This is a genomic window from Commensalibacter sp. ESL0382, from assembly GCF_009725775.1.
Lineage (GTDB): Bacteria > Pseudomonadota > Alphaproteobacteria > Acetobacterales > Acetobacteraceae > Commensalibacter > Commensalibacter melissae.
On sequence record NZ_WNII01000005.1, the window covers coordinates 1 to 23238 of the forward strand.

17 protein-coding genes and 2 tRNA genes are annotated in these 23238 nt (G+C 37.6%); 7 read left to right on the top strand and 12 right to left on the bottom strand.

Features of this window, described 5'->3' with window-relative positions; all coding sequences use genetic code 11:
* Positions 1-218 precede the first annotated feature (218 nt).
* Positions 219-887 (bottom strand): GntR family transcriptional regulator, encoded by a 669-nt coding sequence (locus tag GM552_RS00995; protein ID WP_155564895.1) that lies wholly within the window; start codon positions 885-887, stop codon positions 219-221.
* Positions 888-979: 92 nt separating this feature from the next.
* Between GM552_RS00995 and GM552_RS01000 the strand changes: the two genes are divergently transcribed.
* From GM552_RS01000 to GM552_RS01010, 3 genes are all read left to right on the top strand, one after another.
* Positions 980-2197, top strand: coding sequence for an MFS transporter (locus GM552_RS01000; protein ID WP_155564896.1), 1218 nt, complete (start codon positions 980-982; stop codon positions 2195-2197).
* Between the two features lie 682 nt (positions 2198-2879).
* Complete coding sequence (locus GM552_RS01005) at positions 2880-4256, top strand: APC family permease (RefSeq protein WP_155564897.1); 1377 nt, start codon at positions 2880-2882, stop codon at positions 4254-4256.
* A gap of 16 nt (positions 4257-4272) precedes the next feature.
* A complete protein-coding gene (locus GM552_RS01010) occupies positions 4273-5709 on the top strand; it encodes an FAD-binding oxidoreductase (protein WP_230882720.1) in 1437 nt (478 codons plus the stop codon).
* A 68-nt stretch (positions 5710-5777) separates the two neighbouring features.
* Here GM552_RS01010 and GM552_RS01015 read toward each other — a convergent pair whose 3' ends face one another.
* Positions 5778-8084 (bottom strand): nitric-oxide reductase large subunit, encoded by a 2307-nt coding sequence (locus GM552_RS01015; RefSeq protein ID WP_155564898.1) that lies wholly within the window; start codon positions 8082-8084, stop codon positions 5778-5780.
* A 290-nt stretch (positions 8085-8374) separates the two neighbouring features.
* Positions 8375-8911 carry a D-glycero-beta-D-manno-heptose 1,7-bisphosphate 7-phosphatase gene (locus GM552_RS01020; protein WP_155564899.1) on the bottom strand — a complete coding sequence of 179 codons (537 nt, stop codon included), beginning with the start codon at positions 8909-8911 and terminating at the stop codon, positions 8375-8377.
* Positions 8912-9182: 271 nt separating this feature from the next.
* Here GM552_RS01020 and ilvD point away from each other — a divergent pair, with 271 nt between their 5' ends.
* On the top strand, positions 9183-11018 hold the full coding sequence (gene ilvD / locus GM552_RS01025) for a dihydroxy-acid dehydratase (RefSeq protein ID WP_155564900.1): 1836 nt from the start codon (positions 9183-9185) through the stop codon (positions 11016-11018).
* Between the two features lie 103 nt (positions 11019-11121).
* On the opposite strand, the gene GM552_RS01030 is transcribed toward ilvD, so the two are convergent.
* The 7 genes from GM552_RS01030 to GM552_RS01060 form a co-directional block, all read right to left on the bottom strand.
* Entirely contained in the window at positions 11122-12012 is an 891-nt protein-coding gene (locus tag GM552_RS01030) for a glycosyltransferase (RefSeq protein ID WP_155564901.1), read from the bottom strand.
* A gap of 140 nt (positions 12013-12152) precedes the next feature.
* A tRNA-Glu gene (locus tag GM552_RS01035) sits at positions 12153-12228 on the bottom strand.
* A 55-nt stretch (positions 12229-12283) separates the two neighbouring features.
* On the bottom strand, positions 12284-14089 hold the full coding sequence (gene recJ, locus GM552_RS01040; protein WP_155564902.1) for a single-stranded-DNA-specific exonuclease RecJ: 1806 nt from the start codon (positions 14087-14089) through the stop codon (positions 12284-12286).
* Positions 14090-14104: 15 nt separating this feature from the next.
* Positions 14105-15100, bottom strand: a complete 996-nt coding sequence (gene glpX, locus GM552_RS01045; RefSeq protein ID WP_155564903.1) for a class II fructose-bisphosphatase — start codon at positions 15098-15100, stop codon at positions 14105-14107.
* Between the two features lie 27 nt (positions 15101-15127).
* Positions 15128-16450: a homoserine dehydrogenase gene (locus tag GM552_RS01050; RefSeq protein ID WP_155564904.1), complete on the bottom strand. Its 1323-nt coding sequence runs from the start codon at positions 16448-16450 to the stop codon at positions 15128-15130.
* Between the two features lie 50 nt (positions 16451-16500).
* Positions 16501-17685: an LL-diaminopimelate aminotransferase gene (locus GM552_RS01055; RefSeq protein ID WP_155564905.1), complete on the bottom strand. Its 1185-nt coding sequence runs from the start codon at positions 17683-17685 to the stop codon at positions 16501-16503.
* 48 nt (positions 17686-17733) lie between these two features.
* Positions 17734-18747, bottom strand: a complete 1014-nt coding sequence (locus GM552_RS01060) for an OmpA family protein (protein WP_155564906.1) — start codon at positions 18745-18747, stop codon at positions 17734-17736.
* A gap of 325 nt (positions 18748-19072) precedes the next feature.
* Between GM552_RS01060 and GM552_RS01065 the strand changes: the two genes are divergently transcribed.
* Both GM552_RS01065 and GM552_RS01070 read left to right on the top strand, forming a co-directional pair.
* On the top strand, positions 19073-19717 hold the full coding sequence (locus tag GM552_RS01065; protein WP_110439590.1) for an ATP-dependent Clp protease proteolytic subunit: 645 nt from the start codon (positions 19073-19075) through the stop codon (positions 19715-19717).
* 43 nt (positions 19718-19760) lie between these two features.
* A complete protein-coding gene (locus tag GM552_RS01070; protein WP_155564907.1) occupies positions 19761-20753 on the top strand; it encodes a ferritin-like domain-containing protein in 993 nt (330 codons plus the stop codon).
* Positions 20754-20793: 40 nt separating this feature from the next.
* On the opposite strand, the gene GM552_RS01075 is transcribed toward GM552_RS01070, so the two are convergent.
* Positions 20794-21837, bottom strand: a complete 1044-nt coding sequence (locus tag GM552_RS01075; RefSeq protein ID WP_155564908.1) for an ABC transporter substrate-binding protein — start codon at positions 21835-21837, stop codon at positions 20794-20796.
* A 94-nt stretch (positions 21838-21931) separates the two neighbouring features.
* Between GM552_RS01075 and GM552_RS01080 the strand changes: the two genes are divergently transcribed.
* A tRNA-Asn gene (locus GM552_RS01080) sits at positions 21932-22007 on the top strand.
* A gap of 281 nt (positions 22008-22288) precedes the next feature.
* Here GM552_RS01080 and GM552_RS01085 read toward each other — a convergent pair.
* A complete protein-coding gene (locus GM552_RS01085; RefSeq protein WP_155564909.1) occupies positions 22289-23185 on the bottom strand; it encodes a D-hexose-6-phosphate mutarotase in 897 nt (298 codons plus the stop codon).
* Between the last annotated feature and the right edge of the window lie 53 nt (positions 23186-23238).

Here is a 23238-nt window from a genome sequence, read left to right on the forward strand (position 1 = left end):
ATAGAATAATTAATACTGGAAACAAAATATAGGTAATATATTTAGTTCTGTATTTTTTCTGTTTTTATATCAAAAATATTTTGTTTATTAAAAATTAAAAAAAAATTATTTAATATCATTTTTTGTAGAATAATTATTTTTTAAGAAATATTCTTATATTTTCACTTTAATATTTAAAGAAATTAGGTTGAATTAATTCTATTATTTGTAAAAGATATTTACTTAGATGTTAAAAAGGCGCCTTGAGCCCTAAGACTTAGCTGTTTTTTTTGAAGTGTACTTAGTAAGCTTTGACGTGTTCTTGAGATATGGTTTTCAATAAGTGATATCGTTTTTTGTATTTTTCCTTTTTTTAAGGCAATCACTATTTGACGATGTTCATCCCATCCCGTGTGATCATATTTATTTTCAAGCCAGCGGGCTCGTCTTAATCTCATCATTGCATTTTCAGTGCCTTGAATAATAAATTCATTTTCTGACAGTTTTGCAATCCATATGTGAAAATCATGGCCAATTTGATCAAGCTGTTCATGAGTTGAGGTTGGTGAAATTGAATTCAGTAGATTTTCAACTTTTGAAATATTTTTATCTATAACTATTTGTGTTGTTTCTTGAATAGCGGCAACCTCAAGTATTTTACGATAAATGCACACTTGAGAAATTTCTTCTAGATTAATCGGGGATACAATCCAACCGGATTTTTTGTGAATAACCAGTCCCTCACTAGCAAGTTTAAATAATGCGGTTCGAATGGAGGTTCTAGAAATTCCAATGAACCCTACAATATCACGTTCTGTTATACGTTCACCCGGTGCTATTTCCATATTCAGAATAAGATTTCTTAATTTTATTTCAGCATGCTGAGCTTGAGTAAGGGTTTCGTTCATAAATTTGTTTCTTATTATTGATTATATGATAGGATCATTTTGGTATACCAAATTGGTATACCAAACAAAGACAATTTTATGGTAGATTTATCATGTCCTCAACAATTGAAACAGATCAAGATGAGTCATATTGGGTTTGCAATCTTTTTGTTTGTTTATTTGGATCATTTACAACCTTTCTTGCAATGACATTAATGTTGCCTTTTTTACCGATCTATGTTCAGCAGTTGGGAGTCAAAGATCATGCAAGTATAGCTCAATGGTCAGGAATAGCCTATAGCGCAACATTTTTTATAGCAGGAATGATTGCGCCATTCTGGGGATATCTGGGGGATCGTTATGGTCGTAAACCAATGCTTCTTAGGGCGAGTCTAGGTATGGCCGTGACAATGGCATTGATGGGATGTGCGACAAATATTTGGCAATTGGTTGGATTACGATTGCTTGCGGGTTTTGCTGGAGGATATTCTTCAGGTGCAACAATCATGATTGCTGCCCAAACTCCCAAGGATCGTTCTGCTTGGGCACTTGGACTGCTTTCATCCGGTATCATGGCAGGAAATCTGATTGGTCCCCTGATTGGGGGGATATTGCCATCTTTAATAGGAATCCGTATTACGTTCATAGGGGCAGGATGTTTAATTTTCATCACGTTTCTTGTTACATTGGGTTTTATTCGAGAACCTTCAAAGTTGGTTATTCATGAAAAAACCGTTAAAGGAAATTGGTTCGATATTCCCAATAAAAGATTGATTTTCATAATGCTGGTTACGGGTATGTTACTAATGATTGCCAATATGTCTATCGAACCAATTATAACCTTATATGTTCATCAACTGGCTGTTGAGCAATCCAGAATAACTTTCTTTGCAGGTTTGATTATGTCGGCTGGTGCTTTTGGGAGTATTTTGTCTGCTTCATGGCTTGGTCATTTAGCGGATAAAATAGGTCATGCACGGATTATTATCTGGACCTTAATTATCGCCGGGATATTGCTTGTTCCCCAAGCCTATGTCACGTCAGTCTGGCAACTTATCGTATTACGTTTTTTTATGGGATTGGCCCTTGGTGGTTTAATGCCCTGCATTATAACAATCATTCGACATCAAGTTCCAAATCATTTAGTGGGAACTGTATTGGGTTATATTATTTCCGTACAATATGTTGGTCAGGTTATCGGTCCATTGGCTGGCGGGTTTGTCAGTGGTTATATGGGTATGTATTTCGTATTTCTCGCAACAAGTGTTCTATTGCTGATTGGTGCCATAGGCAATTGGTTTACGCTAAAAATATTAGATTATAAATATTAATATTATATTAAAAAGGCTAATTTAATGGTTTATTTAAAAATGAATAAAGAAAAACAGCTTTTCTATTTATGGATTTTCAAGATTTTATATTAAATAATTTTATATCTTTTTCAGTCGCTGGACAGATTACGGCACTGGATTATAAATTAACTGTTTTAAAAGCTGCTTGTGTCAATAGTGATTCTGCAAACACATAATTTTCTGACAGATAATTTTTTTTCAAAAATTTGGTTCTGTTATATATAATGATGAATTACTAAGTCAGCTTTCATAATACTACTGATACGTCTTCCCGATAAATTAAAACATTTTTCTTTCATGGGTCTAGATAGTAGGTTCTATTTTTATTCATAAAATCTTCTATTACTTTTGATTCCTTTGCAAAAAACATTCTTATAAACGAAATTCAGGTTTCGATCCTATATCTGTTTTTTTTGCAAATAAAAGGTTGATTAATTCAAAAATATGTCTCATTAACAGTATCCTTTGCATAAGGCAAAGTAAATCTGTTGATAACAATGATATGTGATATTAATTTGTAAAAAATATTTTCTTAATAAAAAAAAATATTTTCTTAATAAAAAAAATAGTTTCTTAATAAAAATGTTTTGTTACTATAAATTTTATAAATAATATTCTTAAAATTGTTTGTAAAATTTATTTAGATAATAAAGGCAGGCATATGAATGAGTTAGCACCGCACCAAGCTCAGTTATCTCTTTGGCGAGTTATTATCATCGGGATAGCTTACATGACTCCCATGACTGTTTTTGACACATTTGGTATCGTATCAGGTGTAACGAATGGTCGTGTTCCTATGGCTTATTTATTGGCATTGGGTGCCATCATGTTGACTGCTTTTAGTTACAGTCGACTCGCTGTTATTTTTCCTAAATCAGGCTCTGCTTATAGTTATACCAATCAAGTTTGCGGTAAAATTAGTGGTTTTATTGTCGGGTGGGGAACCCTGCTTGATTATCTTTTATTGCCAATGATTAATAGTTTACTTTCAGGAATTTATCTCAAAGCTTTATTCCCTGGTATTCCCGCGTGGATGTTAATCATTCTTTATACGGCATTAGTTACGTTTATTAATTGTCGAAATATTAAATTTCTTGCCAATCTTAATGCCTTGTTCGTTGGTATTCCTCTAATTTTGATGGTTTATTTCATCTATTTGGTTATCCATGCTTTGGTCTTTAAATATGATGTATCGCATGTAATGACGTTAAAACCTTTATTGAATGGGGATAATTCTTTCATTCCCTTGGTAAGTGGTGCTGCTATTTTATGTTTTTCTTTTTTGGGATTTGATGCTGTAACCACGCTTGCAAATGAAACTTTTGATGCCAGAAAAAATATACCGCGGGCGATTATTGCTACGGTTTTAACGGGTGGTATTATCTTTTTTGTATCGGCATGGTTTATCCAGCTTTACTATCCGAATAATAGCCTTTTCAAAGATCCTATTGAGGCAATGCCTGAAATTGTTTTGTACGTGGGGGGAAAATTGTTCCAATCGATCTTTTTATTAGCTATCTTGATTAATACTTTCGCTTCGGCTCTGGCATCGCATGCCAGTGCAGCACGCTTAATTTATATTATGGGTATTGATGGGGTTATTCCAGGAAAAAAATTGCAATATATTCATCCTCACTATCGCTCTCCTATCGTTTGTGTGCTGTTGGTGGGAATTCTTTCTTTAAATGCTATTTTCTTTCGGTTAGATACAGCCGTCTCATTAATTAGTTTTGGTGCGATGGTCGCTTTTAGTGCGGTTAACATTTCTGTGTTTATATGGTTTGTATGTTATAAAAAAGAGTTTTCAACGCTTAAACAAATTTTAAAAAATATTATCTGCCCTTCTTTGGGAATGTTCTCAGTAATTGTGATGTGGTCTAATTTAAAAGAAGACGCACTTTTATTGGGAGGCTTTTGGACCGCTTTAGGAATAACCTATATTTTATACTGTAAAGTTCGTAAACGGCCTTTATTTAAAAGGCATGATTTGTCGTTAACGTCTGGAACAGATATTCATGTAGCTAAATCAACATTATAAGTGTGGTCGGATGAAAATGATGAATACAGAACAAAAACTTGAAAAACCTATTTTAACAGAAGATGTTATCTTTAGAAAAACGGATGAAAGTCCTAAACAGGAAGAATGGAATTGGGTTGATTCGCGACAAGTACAAGATGAGGATGTATTAGCTAGACCCGCCAATTATTATGAGGCGACTTTATCCCCATGGAAAACATTTCCAGCCTTAGAACATGATTGTGAATGTGATGTGGTAGTAATTGGTGGCGGATTGCTTGGGGCTTCTACGGCTTTACATTTGTCAGAATCTGGTGTTGAAACAATCCTTCTTGAAAAAAATAAGGTGGGGTCAGCTGCTTCGGGAAGAAATGGCGGACAATTGACGCCTGGATTGGCACGATGGGAAGCAGAATCTATTATTGAGAATTTCGATTATGACGAAGCTTGTCGTTTGTGGAAATTTACATCCATTGAATCGTTTGATCTTATTCAAGAAATAACAGAACGTTATGCTTTGGATTTGGATATGCGTCGTGGGCATTTAACCGCGGCGATTCATCCTGGTCATATCAATGCTTTGACGGTTGGGGCAGATGCACGTCGATATTTAGGTGACGATAGTGTTCGCATTTTAGGGCCTTATGAAATTCGTGATCATATCAATTCAGAACTTTATTATGGTGGTGCTTTGGATAAGATTGGAGGGCAAATTCATTCTTTAGGTTTAACGCGTGGTTTGATTTATGGATTTGTTAAAAATGGTGGGCATGTTTATGAGGATAGTGAAGTTCTAAAAATAGAAACTGTATCAGAAGGGGTATCTATTGAAACGGCACAGGGTAAAATTCTTGCAAAAAAAGGCGTGGTATTAGCCGTTCACCAAACGACCTTTCAATTATTATCAGATGTTAATTCAACCATTCCTTTTTATACTTATGTTGGTGTTACTAATCCGGTTGAGGGGGGGAGTAAAACATTACTTCCGACACAAATGGCTGTTTATGATACGCAGCTACAAATAGATTATTATCGCCCGGTCCGTAAAGAGCGTATCTTATTTGGAGGGCAAGGAACAGGAATGCGATGGAATTCTGATAAAGTTGTTGATTATTTAATGTCACGAATTAAGACTATTTTTCCTCAACGTGATGATATTCATTTAGAATTAGCGTGGAGTGGAACAACTGATTTAACCCTAAATGGGGCGGTAGATTGTCGTAAATTAGGAGAAAAAGCGCCTATTTATGCGGTTCACGGATGGAGTGGTCATGGGATTGCCCAAACGGTCCGTATAGGCAAAGCGATACGAGATGATTTCCTAAAATTAAATGATGATTTTGAAATGCTGGCCTCTATCGAGCACCGTTCAATTTTAATGGGGAGACAACTTGCACCTGTTGCAATTCCTTTAGCCAAGTCGCTGTTGGGACTTGGAAATAAAATTACACCCGGTAAAATGATTTCTTTCTGATAAAATTGCTCGTCATTATTATTTATTTATTGAATTTTGACGAGCTTTTTATAAAAGAAATAGAAATATTATTTTTTAAAAATAGGTTTGAGTTTCACGATAAAATCCCAGCACATAATTAAAGCGCCTATAGAAAAGAAAATATCCCCGATTATACGTAACCATTGCCAAAATGTTTTGGTATCATAAAAGCTTAAGCTTCTGGCGTAAGTTAATCCGTGTTCGTAAACAGCGTTGAGTTGGGGCCAGCCGACAGGGAAAAAGGTTAATGTAGTCCATAGGACAAGTGTGATATTATAGAGGAATAAGGCAATATATCCCCATTTTTCTATAAATGGATATTTGTCACTAGCAATATATCTTAAACAGAAATAAATCATTCCCAGTCCCAAAAGACCAAAGGCTCCAAAAAGAGAGGTGTGGGCATGATTCAAGGTTAAAAACGTCCCATGTTCATAATAATTAACAAGTGGTGCATTCAATACACCCCCACCAAAGACACCCGCACCGATAAAATTCCATACTGCAGCAGCAATAATATACATATATCCCAATTTATACTGGAAAGTCTGATGGGCTGTAATGATTTTATATTCGTCAATAGATTCGATAACCAATAGAATTAGGGGTAAAACCTCGATAAATGAGAACATGCTTCCCATGGGGATCCAAATGGATGGTTCACCGGCCCAATACATATGGTGCCCTGTGCCAATGACCCCACCAATAAAGATTAGGATAAGTTCAAAATAAACTGTCCGCTCAGCAAAACAACGGGAAATCAATCCTATCCCCATCAAAAGATAGGCGGTAACACATGCCGTGAAGAATTCAAATGATTCCTCAACCCAAAGATGAACGACCCACCATCTCCAGAAGTCGTCCATGGTATAGGACTTGCCTATTTCAAACATGGGTATCATGCCAAATACGTATAAAATGGCAATATTTAGAGTCGATAACCAGAATAAATGTTCAAGACGTATATTTCCAATACGGAATGATTTAAAGGCTCTTTGCCAGTGACGTTTATCGGGCCAGAAGGAGCGGAATACTAAATAACTCCAAAACAAAAGAGCGGCAAAAAAAGCATATTGCCAACCTCTGCCTAATTCCAGATAGGAATTGCCCTGGTTGCCGAACCAAAACCATAAATGAGGCAGGTAACCCATGATGCCCAGATAGTTGCCAATGACAATACCCGCAATAACAATCACTGATGCATAAAATAAAAGATCAACAAGTATATTCTGATATTTTGCTTCCTTTCCACTGATAATTGGCCCTAAAAACAGAGCTGAACCAATCCAGGAAAATGCAATCCATACAATCGGGGTTTGCAAATGAATACTTCGTAGAAAATTAAAAGGTAAATATTTTCCTATTTCAAATCCGTAAAAACTTGTCCGTTCAGAATAGTAATGGGCCATTAATCCACCCATTAGAAGCTGGACGAGGAAAATAGCGGCAACAAATAAAAAATATTTACCGATTTTTTTCTGGCTTGGGGTCAGATTCTTAAATCCGTCGATAACCTGGTCCATCGCCTCCCTATCTTCACCAGATAGCCAGATACGATTGATCATGATCACGGCACCAAAGCCTGCAAAGGCAAAACAGAACCCAGCCCATGTCCAGGTAAAGGTTTGGCTGGTAGGTTGGTTTCCTGCAATGGGTTCATAAGGCCAATTTTGTGTCCAGGATATGGTGCTGTTGGGGCGATGGCCTACGGATGTGAGGGCGGTATAGATAATAAATTCAGAAGTGCTTTTGGCATCCGCCTGATTTAATGCATGAGCCCGCGAGTAACCGGCCTTGAAATTATCCTGTACTAATTCTTGAGATAAATTTTTTCTGACATCGACGATTGCCTGACTAAACGCAGTAGGAAAACGTAAAGATTTCTGTGTAAGATCAACGTTATGTAACATTATTTGCATTTTCCTTTGAATAAGGAATTGTTGATCTGAAGTTAATAAATGAAAAGACTGATGAAATTTTTCTCGGGCTAGATATTCTCGAGTTGCTTTGGCAAGATCCACGAGAGTTTTGGCAGTATAATCGGGTCCAAACATGGATCCCATACCGTATAATCCACCGTAATCAATCAGATCGGCTTTTTGAAAACCCTGTTTTCCAAGAAAAATATCTTTGTCTGTGAATAAAACCTGATCTTGTGATGAAATGAATTGAACTGGAATAGGTGGGCTTTGCTGATAGGTGAATAATGTTGCCCATCCCATAAATAAAAAACATAGAAAGGCTGAAATTAAAAGTAGCCATTTCAATTTTCTGTTAACAGGGTTCCTGTTAAGCTTTGTAAGTATTTCTGATGTTAGAGTACTGATAACACCATCTTGATAATTACTTTTCATAGACTTATCGATTCAGTATTTTTAAATATATTTATTTGAAATAAAAGGATTCTTAATATTTAAGCAAAAGATTTATTTCAAATACATCTTATATAACGTTTAATATGAAAAGGCAATAAAGATATATTTTAATTACATCTTTTTAATTTTTACGAATTAATAATAAAAATGACGAATAAGTTTGATTGTAATTGAAAAGATTTTAAGAGGTATTAATTGATTAGTAATAATGTTAATATATATAGAAAATTGATTTTTAATTGTAAAAAAGAATTTATAACGAACTTAAATTAATATTTTAATTGTTTTTTAATTATTTTATTCAAAAAAGATGCAAGATTTTTCTCTTTAAAAAGATATCCTGCAATATTTGCATTTTCTGCAGCCTGTAAATCAGTCAATTTATCACCAATCAAAAAAGAATGCTGACGATCAATGAATAAATCATGAATTGCATGTTCAATCATTCCTGCATGCGGTTTACGATCAGGGTGATCCTGTCGATACTTTTTAATCTTGGCTTCTGGATGGTAGGGACAATAATAAAAGGCATCAATAGCGGTATTATATTTTTTTAGTTTTTCTTGAATATAGTGATGAAAGTTCTGGACGTCCCGTTCTGTGAAAAAGCCGCGTGCAACCCCAGATTGGTTGGTTACTACGACGGTAAGGAAACCGAGTTTCTTGGCTTGACAAATAGCCTCTTCAACCCCTTCAACCAAAATTAAATCTTCCAGACGATAAGGATAGTTCGTATCGATATTGATAACACCATCCCGGTCAAAAAAGATTGCGGGTTTTATAATTTTTGATAAAAAACGGGACATTCGAGAATATTTTCTATTTCATTGACGATTGTTAAATAAAATAATCAATTCGTTTTGACCGGTTATGAAACAGAAATCAATTTAAAAGTTTTCTTATCATGTTTAAAGATTTATGATGATTTCAAATAAAGAAAGCGGTTGATTGTAAGATATAATAATAATTTATTAAAAAAATCATGTATAAAATTGCTTTTACAGAATAGTGAACTAATTCAATAGGAATTAATTTTAATCACAATTTATTTTAATTTTTTCATGCAAGGGTTAACGGATGCCTCAATATCGTTCATACATTTCTACTCATGGTCGTAATATGGCTGGTGCACGTGCTTTATGGCGTGCAACTGGAATGAAAGATGATGATTTTCATAAACCAATTATTGCTGTGGTTAATTCTTTTACCCAATTTGTTCCCGGCCATGTTCATTTAAAGGATTTGGGCCAGATGGTTGCAAAAGAAATTGAAAATGCCGGTGGCGTGGCAAAAGAATTTAACACAATTGCGATTGATGACGGAATTGCGATGGGGCATGATGGAATGCTATATTCCTTACCAAGTCGAGAGATTATTGCTGATTCAGTTGAATATATGGTGAATGCGCATTGTGCAGATGCAATGGTTTGTATTTCGAATTGTGATAAGATAACTCCTGGGATGCTAATGGCTGCAATGCGTTTGAACATCCCTGCTGTTTTTGTGTCCGGTGGTCCAATGGAAGCGGGTAAAAGTCATCTGGCTAATCATAAACTGGATCTGATTGATGCGATGATTGCCGCCGGTGATGATAATGTTCAAGATAGTCAGGTAACGGAATATGAACGAAACGCCTGTCCAACTTGTGGTTCTTGTTCTGGTATGTTTACGGCCAATTCCATGAATTGTCTAACCGAAGTTTTGGGTTTTTCCTTTCCTGGTAATGGCACTTTGTTGGCTACGCATAAAGATCGCCAGTTTTTATTCAGAAGGGCGGGCAAAAGAATTGTTGAACTTTGTAATTCTTATTATAGGGATGGTAATGATAAAATATTGCCACGTTCCATTGCAACGAAAGAGGCCTTTGAAAATGCGATGGCCTTGGATATTGCTATGGGGGGGTCAACGAATACGATTTTACATCTTTTGGCTATAGCACAAGAAGGGGAAGTTCCTTTTACATTACAGGATATAGACCGTTTATCTCGTAAAATACCACAATTATGTAAAGTGGCCCCGAATACTCAGCTCTATCATATTGAGGATGTGCATCGGGCCGGAGGTGTTTACGGAATTCTGGGTGAACTGGCTAAAGCAAATTTATTGCATCTAAATACAATCACAGTCCATTCAGATAGTTTAAAGGATGCTATTCTTCATTGGGATATTATTTCAACACATGAAAAATCTGTTTTGGATTTTTTTAAAGCCGCTCCCGGTGGTATTCCTTCTCAACAGGCCTTCAGTCAAAATCAGCGTTGGAAAACGTTGGATCAGGATCGTGTTGGCGGCTGTATCCGTGATATTGAACATGCATATTCCAAAGATGGTGGGCTGGCTGTTTTGTATGGTAATTTAGCCGAAGATGGGTGTGTTGTAAAAACAGCCGGTGTTGATCAATCAATTTTGGTATTTGAAGGCAAGGCACGTGTTTTTGAAAGCCAGGATAGCGCAGTTGAAAGCATTTTATCAGACCAAATTGAACCTGGGGACATTGTTGTTATTCGTTATGAAGGACCTAAGGGAGGTCCCGGAATGCAGGAAATGCTTTATCCAACCAGTTATTTGAAATCAAAAAATCTTGGGAAACTTTGTGCGTTATTGACAGATGGACGCTTTTCAGGTGGAACATCCGGTTTATCAATTGGTCATGTATCTCCAGAGGCTGCCGACAAAGGAACAATTGGCCTAGTTAAAGACGGGGATACAATTAAGATTGATATTCCTAATCGCTTCATTCATTTGCAGGTATCGGATGAGATCCTGAAACAACGCCGAAATGAACAGGATCAAAAGGGCTGGAAACCTGTCAGGGCAAGAGCACGTAAAGTTAGTATGGCCTTGAAATCCTATGCGATGATGGCAACCAGTGCGGACAAGGGAGCGGTTAGAAATAGAAAATTATTTGATTGATTAAAACAACTACGCTTTTAGTGGGATAATTGTTTCATTATTTTATTGAAAGCGTATTATTTCGTAAAAAAATGTGTTTTGAAAATGCAATATAGGATTTTATTTAAATAAGAATATTTTTAACTTTATAACTAAATCCATCTTTTATTCCATTAAACAAATATCTTAAGGATTGGACTCTATTTTTTTGAATCATGCATAAAAGGAAACATGTCATAATTCTGCATAAAGTTGAAGGCAAAGTAAAAAAAGGTTTGTTCCTGTAAATTTTATGGGTAATGATCAGGTTACGTACAAGATAATATAATTTCTTATTTGAAAAAATTTGGGAATGTAAAATAACATCATGTACAAAAATAAAATCTGGAACATACAGAATTTTATTATTTTTTTGTGACAAGTAATATGAAAAAGCCAAATCGTCAAAATAAATAAACAGATCATCTATTATTATATGGGCGTATTTTTTTAAAATGTTTTTATGAATAATGGTTCCTACAAACGAAAAGGTTTGTACCTCACAGATTGCATCAGACTGCGGTAAAAACTGTTTTGGGTTTATTTTATAATGTATTGTGGCCAGTAAAGTTGAAGGTATTTTTTTAAAGGGTATGTTCATGGAACATATTTTATAATCAGGGGTTAATACCCTGCAGCAAAAAATTTGATAATTGTCTTTTTTGAACTGGATAAAATTATCAAGCAAATTCTCAGCTGGATAGGCATCATCATCAAAGAAAAAAATCCAGTCTATGTCTAAAGACGCAATATATTGGGCACCGTATTTAAATCCACCCGCACCCCCAATATTATTTTTCATGCGCAAGATTTGTAGGCGGGATTCTTTTAGAGAGGATAGCCATTGTTCTGTACCATCTGTGGATGCATTGTCAATGACTATTATTGTATCAAATTTAAGGGCAAAAGTTGCGCGTAAACATAATTGTAATTTATTCAGCCGATTGTAAGTTACAATGAGAGCAGCACATTTCATTTATGGGAGAGCCATTTAAAAGAATACATATTTCTTTATATAGCATAAAACAATAGAATAAGTTAAAATAACAAATGGTTATTTAACTTCAGACTAGATATGAATAATATTCGATGCAAATAATTTATGCAATAAATTATTGGCGTCCCGTACGGGAGTCGAACCCGTGTTGCCGCCGTGAAAGGGCGATGTCCTAGGCCTCTAGACGAACGGGACAGAGGCAATGAAGGTTTTAATACATGGGTGTGATCTCTTGGTCAAGTAAAAAATATTAATTTTTTATAAAACTTGCATCTTTTATAAAAAAAGTTGTATTTTCCTGTCCATTCCATTGATTGTTACGTAACCATCCTGCCAAATGAACAGGTCGCCGGTTTTGAGAATCTTCTAAGAATACAGTTATCGGATTCTGATCTGCACGGAAGAGAAGGGCTTTTAAGGATTGTCTTTCTTCTCCTTGAATGATTAACCGTAAGGTATTCCCATCTTTGCCTATCCTGTCCGTACGGATAATGTGTACATAAGACAGGACAATGAGGGGTTCTTCATTTCCATTTCCAAAGGGAGCCAGATTTTCAATCTGTTTGGCCAGTTCAACTGAGGCTCCTGCTGGAGTGATGACGGTTTCAATTTCTAAATCTGCGACAGCCGGATAATGAGTGGCCTGGTTTAAATAATGATTAAGAAAATCGTGTAATTTCTGGCTTTTGTCTTTATGATAGCAATAACCGGCTGCCATTGTATGACCTCCTCCCTGGATCAATAAATCAGCCTGTTTTGCTGCGATAATAGCGGCTCCCAAATCTAGGCCAGGAACAGACCGGCCAGAGCCTTTGACGGTGCCATCCTGTAGTTCTGTCCCGATTAAAATTGGACGGTTGATTTGTTCCTTGATGCGACCGGCAACAATGCCAACGATACCGGAATGCCATTTTGGATTGCTAAGCATAATGACGGCATTACCTTGTCTATATTGTTCCATTGCTTGTTCGGTGGCCTGATCCAATACATCTTTTTCAATATTCTGCCGTTGTTTATTGATGGTATCCAGACGCTCGGCAATCAGTCTTGCATCAAAGGGGTTAGAGTTCGTTAAAAGCTGTAATCCAAGACTTGCTTCGGAAATACGTCCACCAGCATTAATTCTCGGACCTAATGCGAATCCGCAACTAAAGGCGTTGGGTACTTGCGTAATTCCAGCAACATCCAATAAGGCAGCCAACCCTATACGTTCACGTTTTGCTAGGATTTTCAAGCCTTGCGTGACAAAGGCTCTATTTAAGCCTGTCAAAGGCATAACGTCACAAATTGTCGATAAAGCGACGAGATCCATTAATTTAAAAAGATTAGGTTCAGGGTTGGTTTGAAAATAATTTTTTTCCCGCAGATTTCGGGTAATTGCAATGGATGCAATAAAGCTTACTCCACCGGCACAAAGATTGCCTAGTCTGGATGTGCAGTCTAAACGATTAGGATTGACGGTTGCATAAATATTGGGAACGTTCTCTGATTTATGGTGGTCAAAAACGATAAAGTCTGTTTTTTCCTGATTAATCTGATCAAAAACGGAATGAGCTGCGGTTCCACAATCGACACAGATGATAAGGGTTGCCCCTTGTTGAATAAGCTGTTCCAGCGCTTGCACATTTGGACCATAACCTTCCTTGAAGCGATCTGGAATGTATGAAATGGCTTGATTTCCCAGCATGGAAAAAAAGTCGCTAAACAGGGCTGTGGCACAGCCACCATCTACATCGTAATCGCCAAATATGGCAATTTTCTCATGGTTAATTATGGCATCGGCAATACGTGCTGCCGCTTTGTCCATATCTTTTAAACAAGAGGGATTGGGGAGTAATGCTTTAAGGGTTGGGGATAAAAAAAAAGGCAAATTTTCCGCGGAAACCCCTCTTAATGCCATCATGCGACCAACAACCTCGAAAAGGGAAGCTTTCTGAGCAATCGCTTGTGCCTGACGATCCAGAAAATGCTGATCCAGAGAAGAATGACGCCATACCCATTGGCGTCCTGAAAGACTTTGACTGACATTAAGGACTAGAGAAGAGGTTTCCGACATGGAGATTTGAGGAATTTAAATAGTTGTTTGAGGTTTGTTACGCGGGTCGTGGCAAGCGTTAATGAAACGGATGGTTTTTGATACTGATCTCGTAACTATTGAATTTGTCCATACATGATTTCCTTTCCAGCGCACACCTTTAAGGATATCACCATTTGTAACCCCTGTTGCCGAAAATAAGACATTTCCATTGGCCATGTCATGAAGGGAAAGTTTGCGTTGCGGATCAAGGGGATTCATCTTTCTGGCACGATTAATCTGCTCTTTATTTTCAAAAAGCAGTCTGCCCTGCATTTGCCCATCAAAACAACGTAATGCCGCAGCAGCAAGAACGCCTTCTGGGGCACCACCTGATCCTATGACAATATCAACATTACTTTTTGGGAGACAGGTTGAGATAATGCTGGCAACATCGCCATCAGAAACTAGTTTGACATGAGCGCCGGCTTCACGGGCTTTGGCAATAATTTCCTCATGACGCTCTCTTTCCAAAATGCTGAGAGTTAAATCAGAAACATCAACTTTTTTCGCTTTTGCAAGGTTCATTAAATTAGTTTTAACATTATTATCTATGTCAATGACACCTTCGGGGTAGCCCGGACCAATGGCAATTTTGTCCATGTAGATATCAGGGGCATGAAGAAAGTTCCCCTTTTCCGCCAATGCAACGACAGTGATCGCATTGGGCAGATTCTTGGCAACGAGATTTGTTCCTTCCAATGGATCGACAGCAATATCCATTTCGGGTCCGCCAGCCCCAACTTTTTCACCAATATAAAGCATGGGAGCCTCATCCATTTCACCTTCACCGATTACGACGGTGCCTGAAATGGCAACAGTATCAAAAGCTTGCCGCATGCCTTGAACGGCTGCTGCATCAGCTTCGTTTTTCTTGCCAAGTCCAACCCAGTGAAAGGACTTAAGTGCTGCAGCTTCCGTCACGCGTACGAGTTCAAGCGCCAAGTTTCGATCAGAGACGGTATAACCAGATTGAAAAGGAGGCTTATTCATGATTTAAAATTTCCTTGTATGTAATGATTATGGCTCTTCAATGCGGATCATGATGGGTTTTTCCAGAATTGCAGGAAGGTCATAAATTGCTTTTAATGACTTTAATAAAGAACTTTCCCTGTTTTTATGAGTCACAAGTACGATAGGAACTGTATTTTCAGAATCAGTAGTCATATGATTTTTATGTTGCAACAGGCTTCGTAGGGAAACATTGTTTTCTTTGAAAATGGTTGCAATATCAGCCACAACACCTGGTTTATCCTCAACAATAAGACGTATATAATAGGCTTTGTTAAAATCCGAGTTGGGGACAAGTGTTGCGGGACGGAGTTCATTCCAGTCCGTTCCCCACATGGGTATTGTATTGCCTCTGGCGATATCGATGATATCAGCGCAAACAGCTGTGGCGGTTGGGCCTTCGCCAGCTCCGGCACCTTCAAGCATCAGATAACCTGAAAATTCGCCTTTTGTTCTGATGGCATTAATTACGCCATTAACACGGGCCAAGGGAGAGGACTGAGGCAAAAGTGCGGGATGAACACGTAATTCCAGTTTGTTTTCTGAATGATATTGTGCCATACCCACCAATTTAATCGTGTAACCCAATTCTTGGGCATAATGGATATCATGTGGAGAGATGTTTCGAATTCCTTCAACAAAAATATCTTTGAAATTGAAAGTATACCCAAAACCAAGGCTTGCCAGAATGGCAAGTTTATGGGCGGCATCAAGTCCATCAATATCGGTGGATGGATCAGCTTCGGCATATCCAAGTTGCTGAGTTTCCTTTAGGATGTCTTCAAAATCTCGTCCAGTTCTTGTCATGGTGGTCAACATGTAGTTACAGGTTCCGTTTAAGATTCCGCCAATTTCAATCAGGCGATCTGCCGCCAAGGCTTCTTTGATGGTTTTAATAATGGGAATTCCACCTGCAACGGCAGCTTCAAAAAGTAATGGAACATTTTGACTGGCAGCCATTTTGGCAAGTTCGTTACCGTGCAGAGCAATCAGGGCCTTATTTGCTGTAACAACAGCTTTTTTATTTTTTATTGCTTCACAGACAAGTTCATAAGCCGCTCCATTTGCACCGCCGATCAATTCAACAACAACATCTATATCAGGATCAGTTGCAAGATCTAACGGATCTTCGTACCATTTAAAAGTTGTTAAATCAATATTTCGATTTTTATGGCGGTTTTTGGCATTCACGGCATGGATGCGGATCGGGCGTCCAGCACGGTTCGTTATAGTTTTTTGATTATTTTGCAATAATCGTAACACGCCAATTCCTACGGTTCCAAGACCAGCGATTCCAAGGTTTAAGGGTTTATTAACCGAAGGATTATCCATAAAATTTCTCCGAGCAAGATATATATTTTTCTTAAATAAAGATAGTTGGGCTATTTAGAGTAAGCCTGCATGAAATGTTTTATTGAACGGCAGGCTTGTCTCAATCTTTGGGTATTTTCCACCAGACCAATTCGAACATGATCGTCACCGTATTCACCAAAACCAAGACCAGGGGCGACAGCAACCTGGGCTTCCTTGAGAAGAAGTTTGGAAAATTCAACACTTCCCATTGATTTAAACTGTTCAGGAATGGGGGCCCATGCAAACATGGAGGCTTCAGGGGAAGGAACATTCCATCCAGCTGAATGCAACCCTTTGATTATGGTATCCCTTCTTTCTTTATATAGGGTTCGAATTTTTTCTACATAATCCTGGGGATTGTTCAGGGCTGCCGTTGCGGCAACTTGAACTGGTGTGAAGGCCCCATAATCTAAATACGATTTGATTCGAGTTAGTGCAGCAATCAGTTTTCTGTTACCGGCGGCAAAACCGATACGCCAGCCAGCCATTGAGTAGGTTTTAGACATGGAAGTAAATTCGACAGCGATATCTTTTGCTCCTGGTATTTCCAAAATGGAGGGTGGAATTTTCTCACCAAAATAAATTTCAGCATAAGCCAAATCAGAGAGAATCCAGATTGATTCTTTTTTTGCAAACTGAACGAGCTCACGATAAAAATCCAGTTCTGCCAAATAGGCGGTGGGATTTGAAGGAAAATTGACGATAAGGGCGGTGGGTTTCGGAATGGAATGTTTAACAGCACGATGCAGTGCTTCCAGCATATGTTCATCTGGTTTTGCAGGAATTGAGCGAATTGCAGCACCAGCGATAATAAATCCAAATTGATGAATGGGATAGGAAGGATTGGGAACAAGAATAGTATCGCCAGGACTGGTGATTGCAGAAGCCAGGTTTGCCAACCCTTCCTTTGATCCCAAAGTCACGATTGTTTCATGTTCAGGGTCAAGGGTGACATTAAAACGTCTTTGATAATAATTTGCAAGGGCTTTGCGTAGACCGGCAATTCCACGACTGACGGAATAACCGTGGACACGGGGGGCAGAGGTTGTTTCAATTAATTTTTGGATAACATGTTCAGGGGGACGGCTATCTGGATTTCCCATACCCAGATCTATAATATCTTCTCCACGTGCTCGTGCGGCCTTTTTAGCGGCATTTACTTCAGCAAATACATAAGGTGGCAGGCGACGAATACGATGGAATTCTTCTGTCATGACATAGGCTCGTTTGAATAGAATAAATTAAAATTAAAAAAGAAAATACTAATTGTCCATACGAATCCGAACACCGTGTCCAAACGCATAGGCCCGGATTACAATAGCGGATTCTGGTACATTATGGGCGATTAATAATTTTGCAACTGTTTTTGCACGTAGCAAGGCAAGTGAAACCGCCGCAGTTTGTGCATCGGGATCAAGAGAGGTTGTGTCACCATATCCGTGAACAAAAACGGTTCTGCCTTTTCTTTGCCAGGCAATATTATTTATTATATCTTCTTGTTTGGCATAAGGCGTGTCGGAATCAATCGGAAAACGTATAAGCGTTCCTGTTGGTTCCTTAAAGGATAAACCTGAAGGATGGGATAGAGGGGGAAGGTTGATGTCCGGTGGGACATCAAAATCAGGGAAGTGGGATGGAGGGGGAGGATTGACGGGAATAGAGGGAATCACAACATTTTTTTCATCAATTCTTGCCCTAAGTTCTGGCATAACCACGGGTTCGGTTTTATGGGATTCGACAGTCTCGACTGGTTTAACCGATTTTTCTTTTTGATTGATCGTGTTGTGAATATTCGAGTTCTGGTTTGGTTGAGGTGGCTCTCCTGCCGCATCAAAATTCGCAGAGGATGCGAGATTTTCCGCAGGTTGCATGTTGGTGTTCTGACCAGGTTGATTATTGACAGGTTTGGTTTGAACGGACGATTTTGCAGGTGGGTTATTCTGCTGTGCAGGTAATGGAGGAATATCAGGAATAATAATTGGGTTTTTTACATTCTGCCACTGTGTCTCATTTCTATCCTGTGAGAGAGAATCTGTGATTGCATTACGTAAATCTTGGGAGGGCAGAGGAGGGGAGGCTGTTGGTGTCAACCCTACATAGGGATATTTCTGATCATTTCCCGGAACAGGCAGCCTAGGTTGAGATACAATGCCGCCTTCTATATCATGATATGCGTTTACGGGGGCTTTAATAAACACAGATTGGGAGCATCCCCCCAGACAGAAGAGATTAAAAAATAAGAAATATCGTAAAATTGGCTGCTGGATGGAAGACACTCTATCTATACCCTTCTATACCCTTAATTTATAAAATAAAAACATATTTGATGAATTTTATAGTGTTTATAGGTTTTTTCTTAATACGCTATTTTGTTTCCATAATATAGAGAAATAATCTTTTCCCCCTGATTTATAAGATAAATTGCAGATCATAATACGTTTTGTTGTGTAAAAATGATAATTTTACAGGCATATATAAAAAACTGATCAGTGAATAAAAAAAATTTTCATTTATCAATGTAGGGTGTATAAAAAATAGAGTAAATAAAATAAAAATTGTTTTTTTGAAAAGATAATTTGAAGGAAGATATTGGTGAAGCTTATGCAGCTTTCAGATGGTGGACAAAAACATTTCAGTGATAGTGATCCAGATGATGAAGAGAAAAAGGAGGATAAAAATTTTCCTGAGGCTGGTGCAAATAATGAATTGGAAAATAAACTTTTCAAAGAACGTACAATTCTAATTTTTGGTGAAGTGAATGACAAGCTTGCAAGGGAAATAAGCGGGCGTTTGTTGGCCCTGGCTTATGAGTCGTCTAAGCCGATCAATATTTATGTCAATTCGCCTGGCGGTCATGTGGAAAGTGGTGATACAATTCATGATATGATCCGTTTTGTGGACAGCCATGCACCGATTAACATGATTGGTACAGGATGGGTCGCATCGGCAGGGGCCCTGATTTATGCCGCAGGACGTAAAGAACGACGTTTCTGTTTAGCCAATACACGTTTCTTATTGCATCAGCCAATGGGTGGGGTCAGAGGACCGGCGACGGACATTGATATCGAGGCCAGGGAAATTATAAAAATGCGTGAACGTTTGAATGCAATTTTTGCAAAAGAGACTGGACATTCTTATGATAAAATTGCCAAAGATACCGATAGAAATTATTGGATGTCTGCCCAGGAAGCCATCAAATATGGGCTTGTTAACCGTATCATCCATAAATTATCAGAACTGAAATGATTTAAAAAATTAATGATTTTAAAAGTAAGGAGTCGATTTGGAAATGTCTGACTTGGAAGCAATTTATACGCAATTACCTGAAGATTTACATACCTTGCCTCAGCCAAAATCAGATAAAGAGCTCGAGGAGATGAATTATCGAGTGCGCCATTGGATGAGTAATATTCCAGGCTCGATTAAAATCGGTAGTAAAGAGCATAGGCAAATGGTATGTCAGATGTTCCGTGAGACTTTTAATCCTTACAGACCAACTTTTATGGACTGGCCAAAGCTTACCGATCAGGAAATTGATCGTTTAAAATCGTTGCCTATTTGGGATATCGCTGTGCAGACAGAGGGCAAGGCCCGTTTGAGGATGGCTGCCTATGTCAAAGAAATTGTGGATCCAGAATGGGCTGATGCCATTGCACGGAATGCGTGGGAGGAAAATCGTCATAAGGAAGTTCTTTCTGATTTGGTCAGGTTTTATGGTATCCCCCTTGCATCAGAGTCCCCTTATTCGGTCCCAAAAGATCCGGAATGGGCCTATTTGGTAACAGGATTTAGTGAATGTTGGGATAGTTTTTATGCCTTCGGTTTGTTTGCAATCGCAGAAAAGTCTGGATTTTTCACGAAAGAACTGATTGAAACCTTTGAGCCTGTTATGCAGGAAGAATGTCGCCATATCCTTCTATTTGCAAACTGGTTGGCTTGGCATCGTGCGAATTTGCCCTGGATAAAACGTATCTTGTTTGAACTAAAAGTTATCGCTGTTCATGCATTTTTGGTTTACGAACGGATCGGTTTGATTAAAACGATGGATGCAGAGGGAGAGGAGCATTTCCAAGATAATAATTTCACGATTAACGGAGTTGCTGAGCTGGGTAATGAAAAAACGACCCTTGCTGATTTTCTTCGCTTATGTCTTTCAGAAGATGATCGTCGTTTTTCTGGTTATGACCGTCGTTTATTACGTCCAGAAACAGCACCCTTTTTGACAAAAATGGCTCTTTGGCTTCTTCCTAAAAAGCTGCTTGATAAACAATTGGTTGGCTGAACGTTGGTCTGGGTTAATGCCTCATTATTTTAAGGAGGCATTAAAGTGTTACACAAAACTGCTTGGCGATATGACCCGATTTCAGGCTGTTGGGGACTTGACCCAAAAGTTTGAATTCATCGATATATTGGGCAACCTGCTCCCATAAGTTATCATTTATTATGGCCATATTTCTGTTTTCATTCAAAAACATTTTTAATATTTCTTCAGGTCTCATTTTCTGCCATTCATCAGTTAGGATTTGGCTGGCTTCCTGAATATGCTGTGATTGCCATACGGAGGCATTTCGAATTGCTGTTGCAAGATATTTGAGTGCAAGTGGATTGGATTGTTGAAAATGATTTGAGATTCCCAAAACATAATTGATTCTTTGACTCCAGCTACCTGTCTGGCTCCCGGCAAGTTGGAACAATTTTTTATTGTTATGATGAAGAATTTGCCAGATAAAAGGGTCAGAACCTATTAATGCCTGTATTTGACCTGATAAAAGAGCGGGAAGTAATTCATCTTTTTCCAGTTCAACCCATTTAACATTCAAATCCGGATTTATGCCTTTACGTCTTAGAAGAATAGAAAAAAATAGTTTTTCTTTTTCGGAATGAGGTTGAATTCCAATGGATAGATTTGCCAAATCCATCAATCTTTGGATTTTTTGTTTATGTGTAACCAATAACCGAAAATCCCCACCATTTAAACCAATCATTAATTTTCCACCTTCAGAGCGGGATTTAAGAAGTTGTGGCAGCCAGTCCAGAATGGATAAAATAGCCGCATCACACTGATTGGTCTTGAGTAGATCGAAAATCTGGGTTTTATTTTTAATATTGGTAATGGGATCAAGGTTTATTTTGTAATGTTTCAGAAAACCTTTTGTCTGGGCAATGGTGAGAAGCTGGTTTTCTTCATTCTTTAGGTATGCAATACGAATCATTTGTGGTGAGATATCCTGAGGCATTATCTCGGGATCATGTTTGTTAATGGAATGATATAATCCCATTCCTGTTAAAGAGCCTATTGCCCCTAGTCCAACCAGTAAATTGCGGCGATTAAAAGATTTTTTTGTTTTATTTGAAAAAGGGGTCATAGAGCAAATTCTAGAAAATGAAAAAAATTGGATTTTATATAAAAAAATACTTTACCATTAATTTTAAATTAGGTATACAAAGTCTACCAAATGATCCCGAATAGCTCAGTTGGTAGAGCAAGCGACTGTTAATCGCTCGGTCGTAGGTTCGAGTCCTACTTCGGGAGCCATCTAATTTAAAAGATGTGCAAAAAATAAGTTGATAAATTATATCACCTAATAAATATTATTCCTGTAAAATTGGCTATTGTTTTTAATGTTGATAATTTAGAGCAGAGTCAATTGTCAAACCTGTTTAAAAGTTAGCCGATAATTAATAATGATACTATTATTAAATAGTATCATGGGTTATTGAATGCAGTGGGCATGAATTTGTATTATTCATTAATGGATATTAAATGAAGATCATAAATTTAAAATATATACCCACTTATTGAATCATTGAAAGTTATTAGTGCTCTGTAACATGTATAGACATTTCTATCATGTCTTTTGTCTTGGGTTTAATAATTTGCATTTGATCCAATAGTGTTCCAACCTCAAGGCACATCACTTGATTCCATAATGATGCAGGAAATTGATCTAAGGTTTTGGCTTGTTCTTTCCAAGGTGTCCATAACACGGCAGAATGTGAGAAAGGAGCTCGGATGATAATGTTTCTTTTCCATATAGGATCAATAATAGTTATTTCAAAGGGAACATCACTGTAAATTCGATCAACGGGACCAGTTAAATGGTGAAAGAATTTTTGTATGCCTGATTTTTGCTGACCCAATGCATTTTGTTCTGTATAGGTTAGATTTTCCAATCCATGGATATGGATATTACGGATATCACTGACATGGAAATAGTTATGTAAAGCCTGAGTTATGGCCATATCCTGGTTACTCTTGTTTTCAATATGAAGTTGTATGCTTAAAATCTCATTAAAACATATAATGAATTTCAATTCCGTTTCATGTGGCCATTCCGGAGTTAATGTTGGTGAGGTTTGTAGACTATTAATGATAATGATCCCTGATTTTGATGCATCGAGCTGATGATTTTTCCATTCAATGCAACGTGCAAAACCATGCGATAATGCGGGATGAGTTAGGCTATGCATATTTTGGACTATTGAAGGATTGGCTTTAAGATGACCGAACCAGGGCCAGCATAACGGGATGCCACTTCTTATGGCTTTGCCATCCTGATAGGTAGCCTTTGAATTTCCCCATAAAATATCCGGCTTTTTAAGAGATCCATAACGTATTATCTGAGCTCTTTTAGGAATATAATCAAGAAATCTGTCTAAAAAATGTAAACGTAAGGCTTCATAGGGACCATATTGAATTTTTTCAATTTTCATTTTCTTCCATTGAAATAATATTGATGATTAAAATGACCTACTTGCTATAAAAA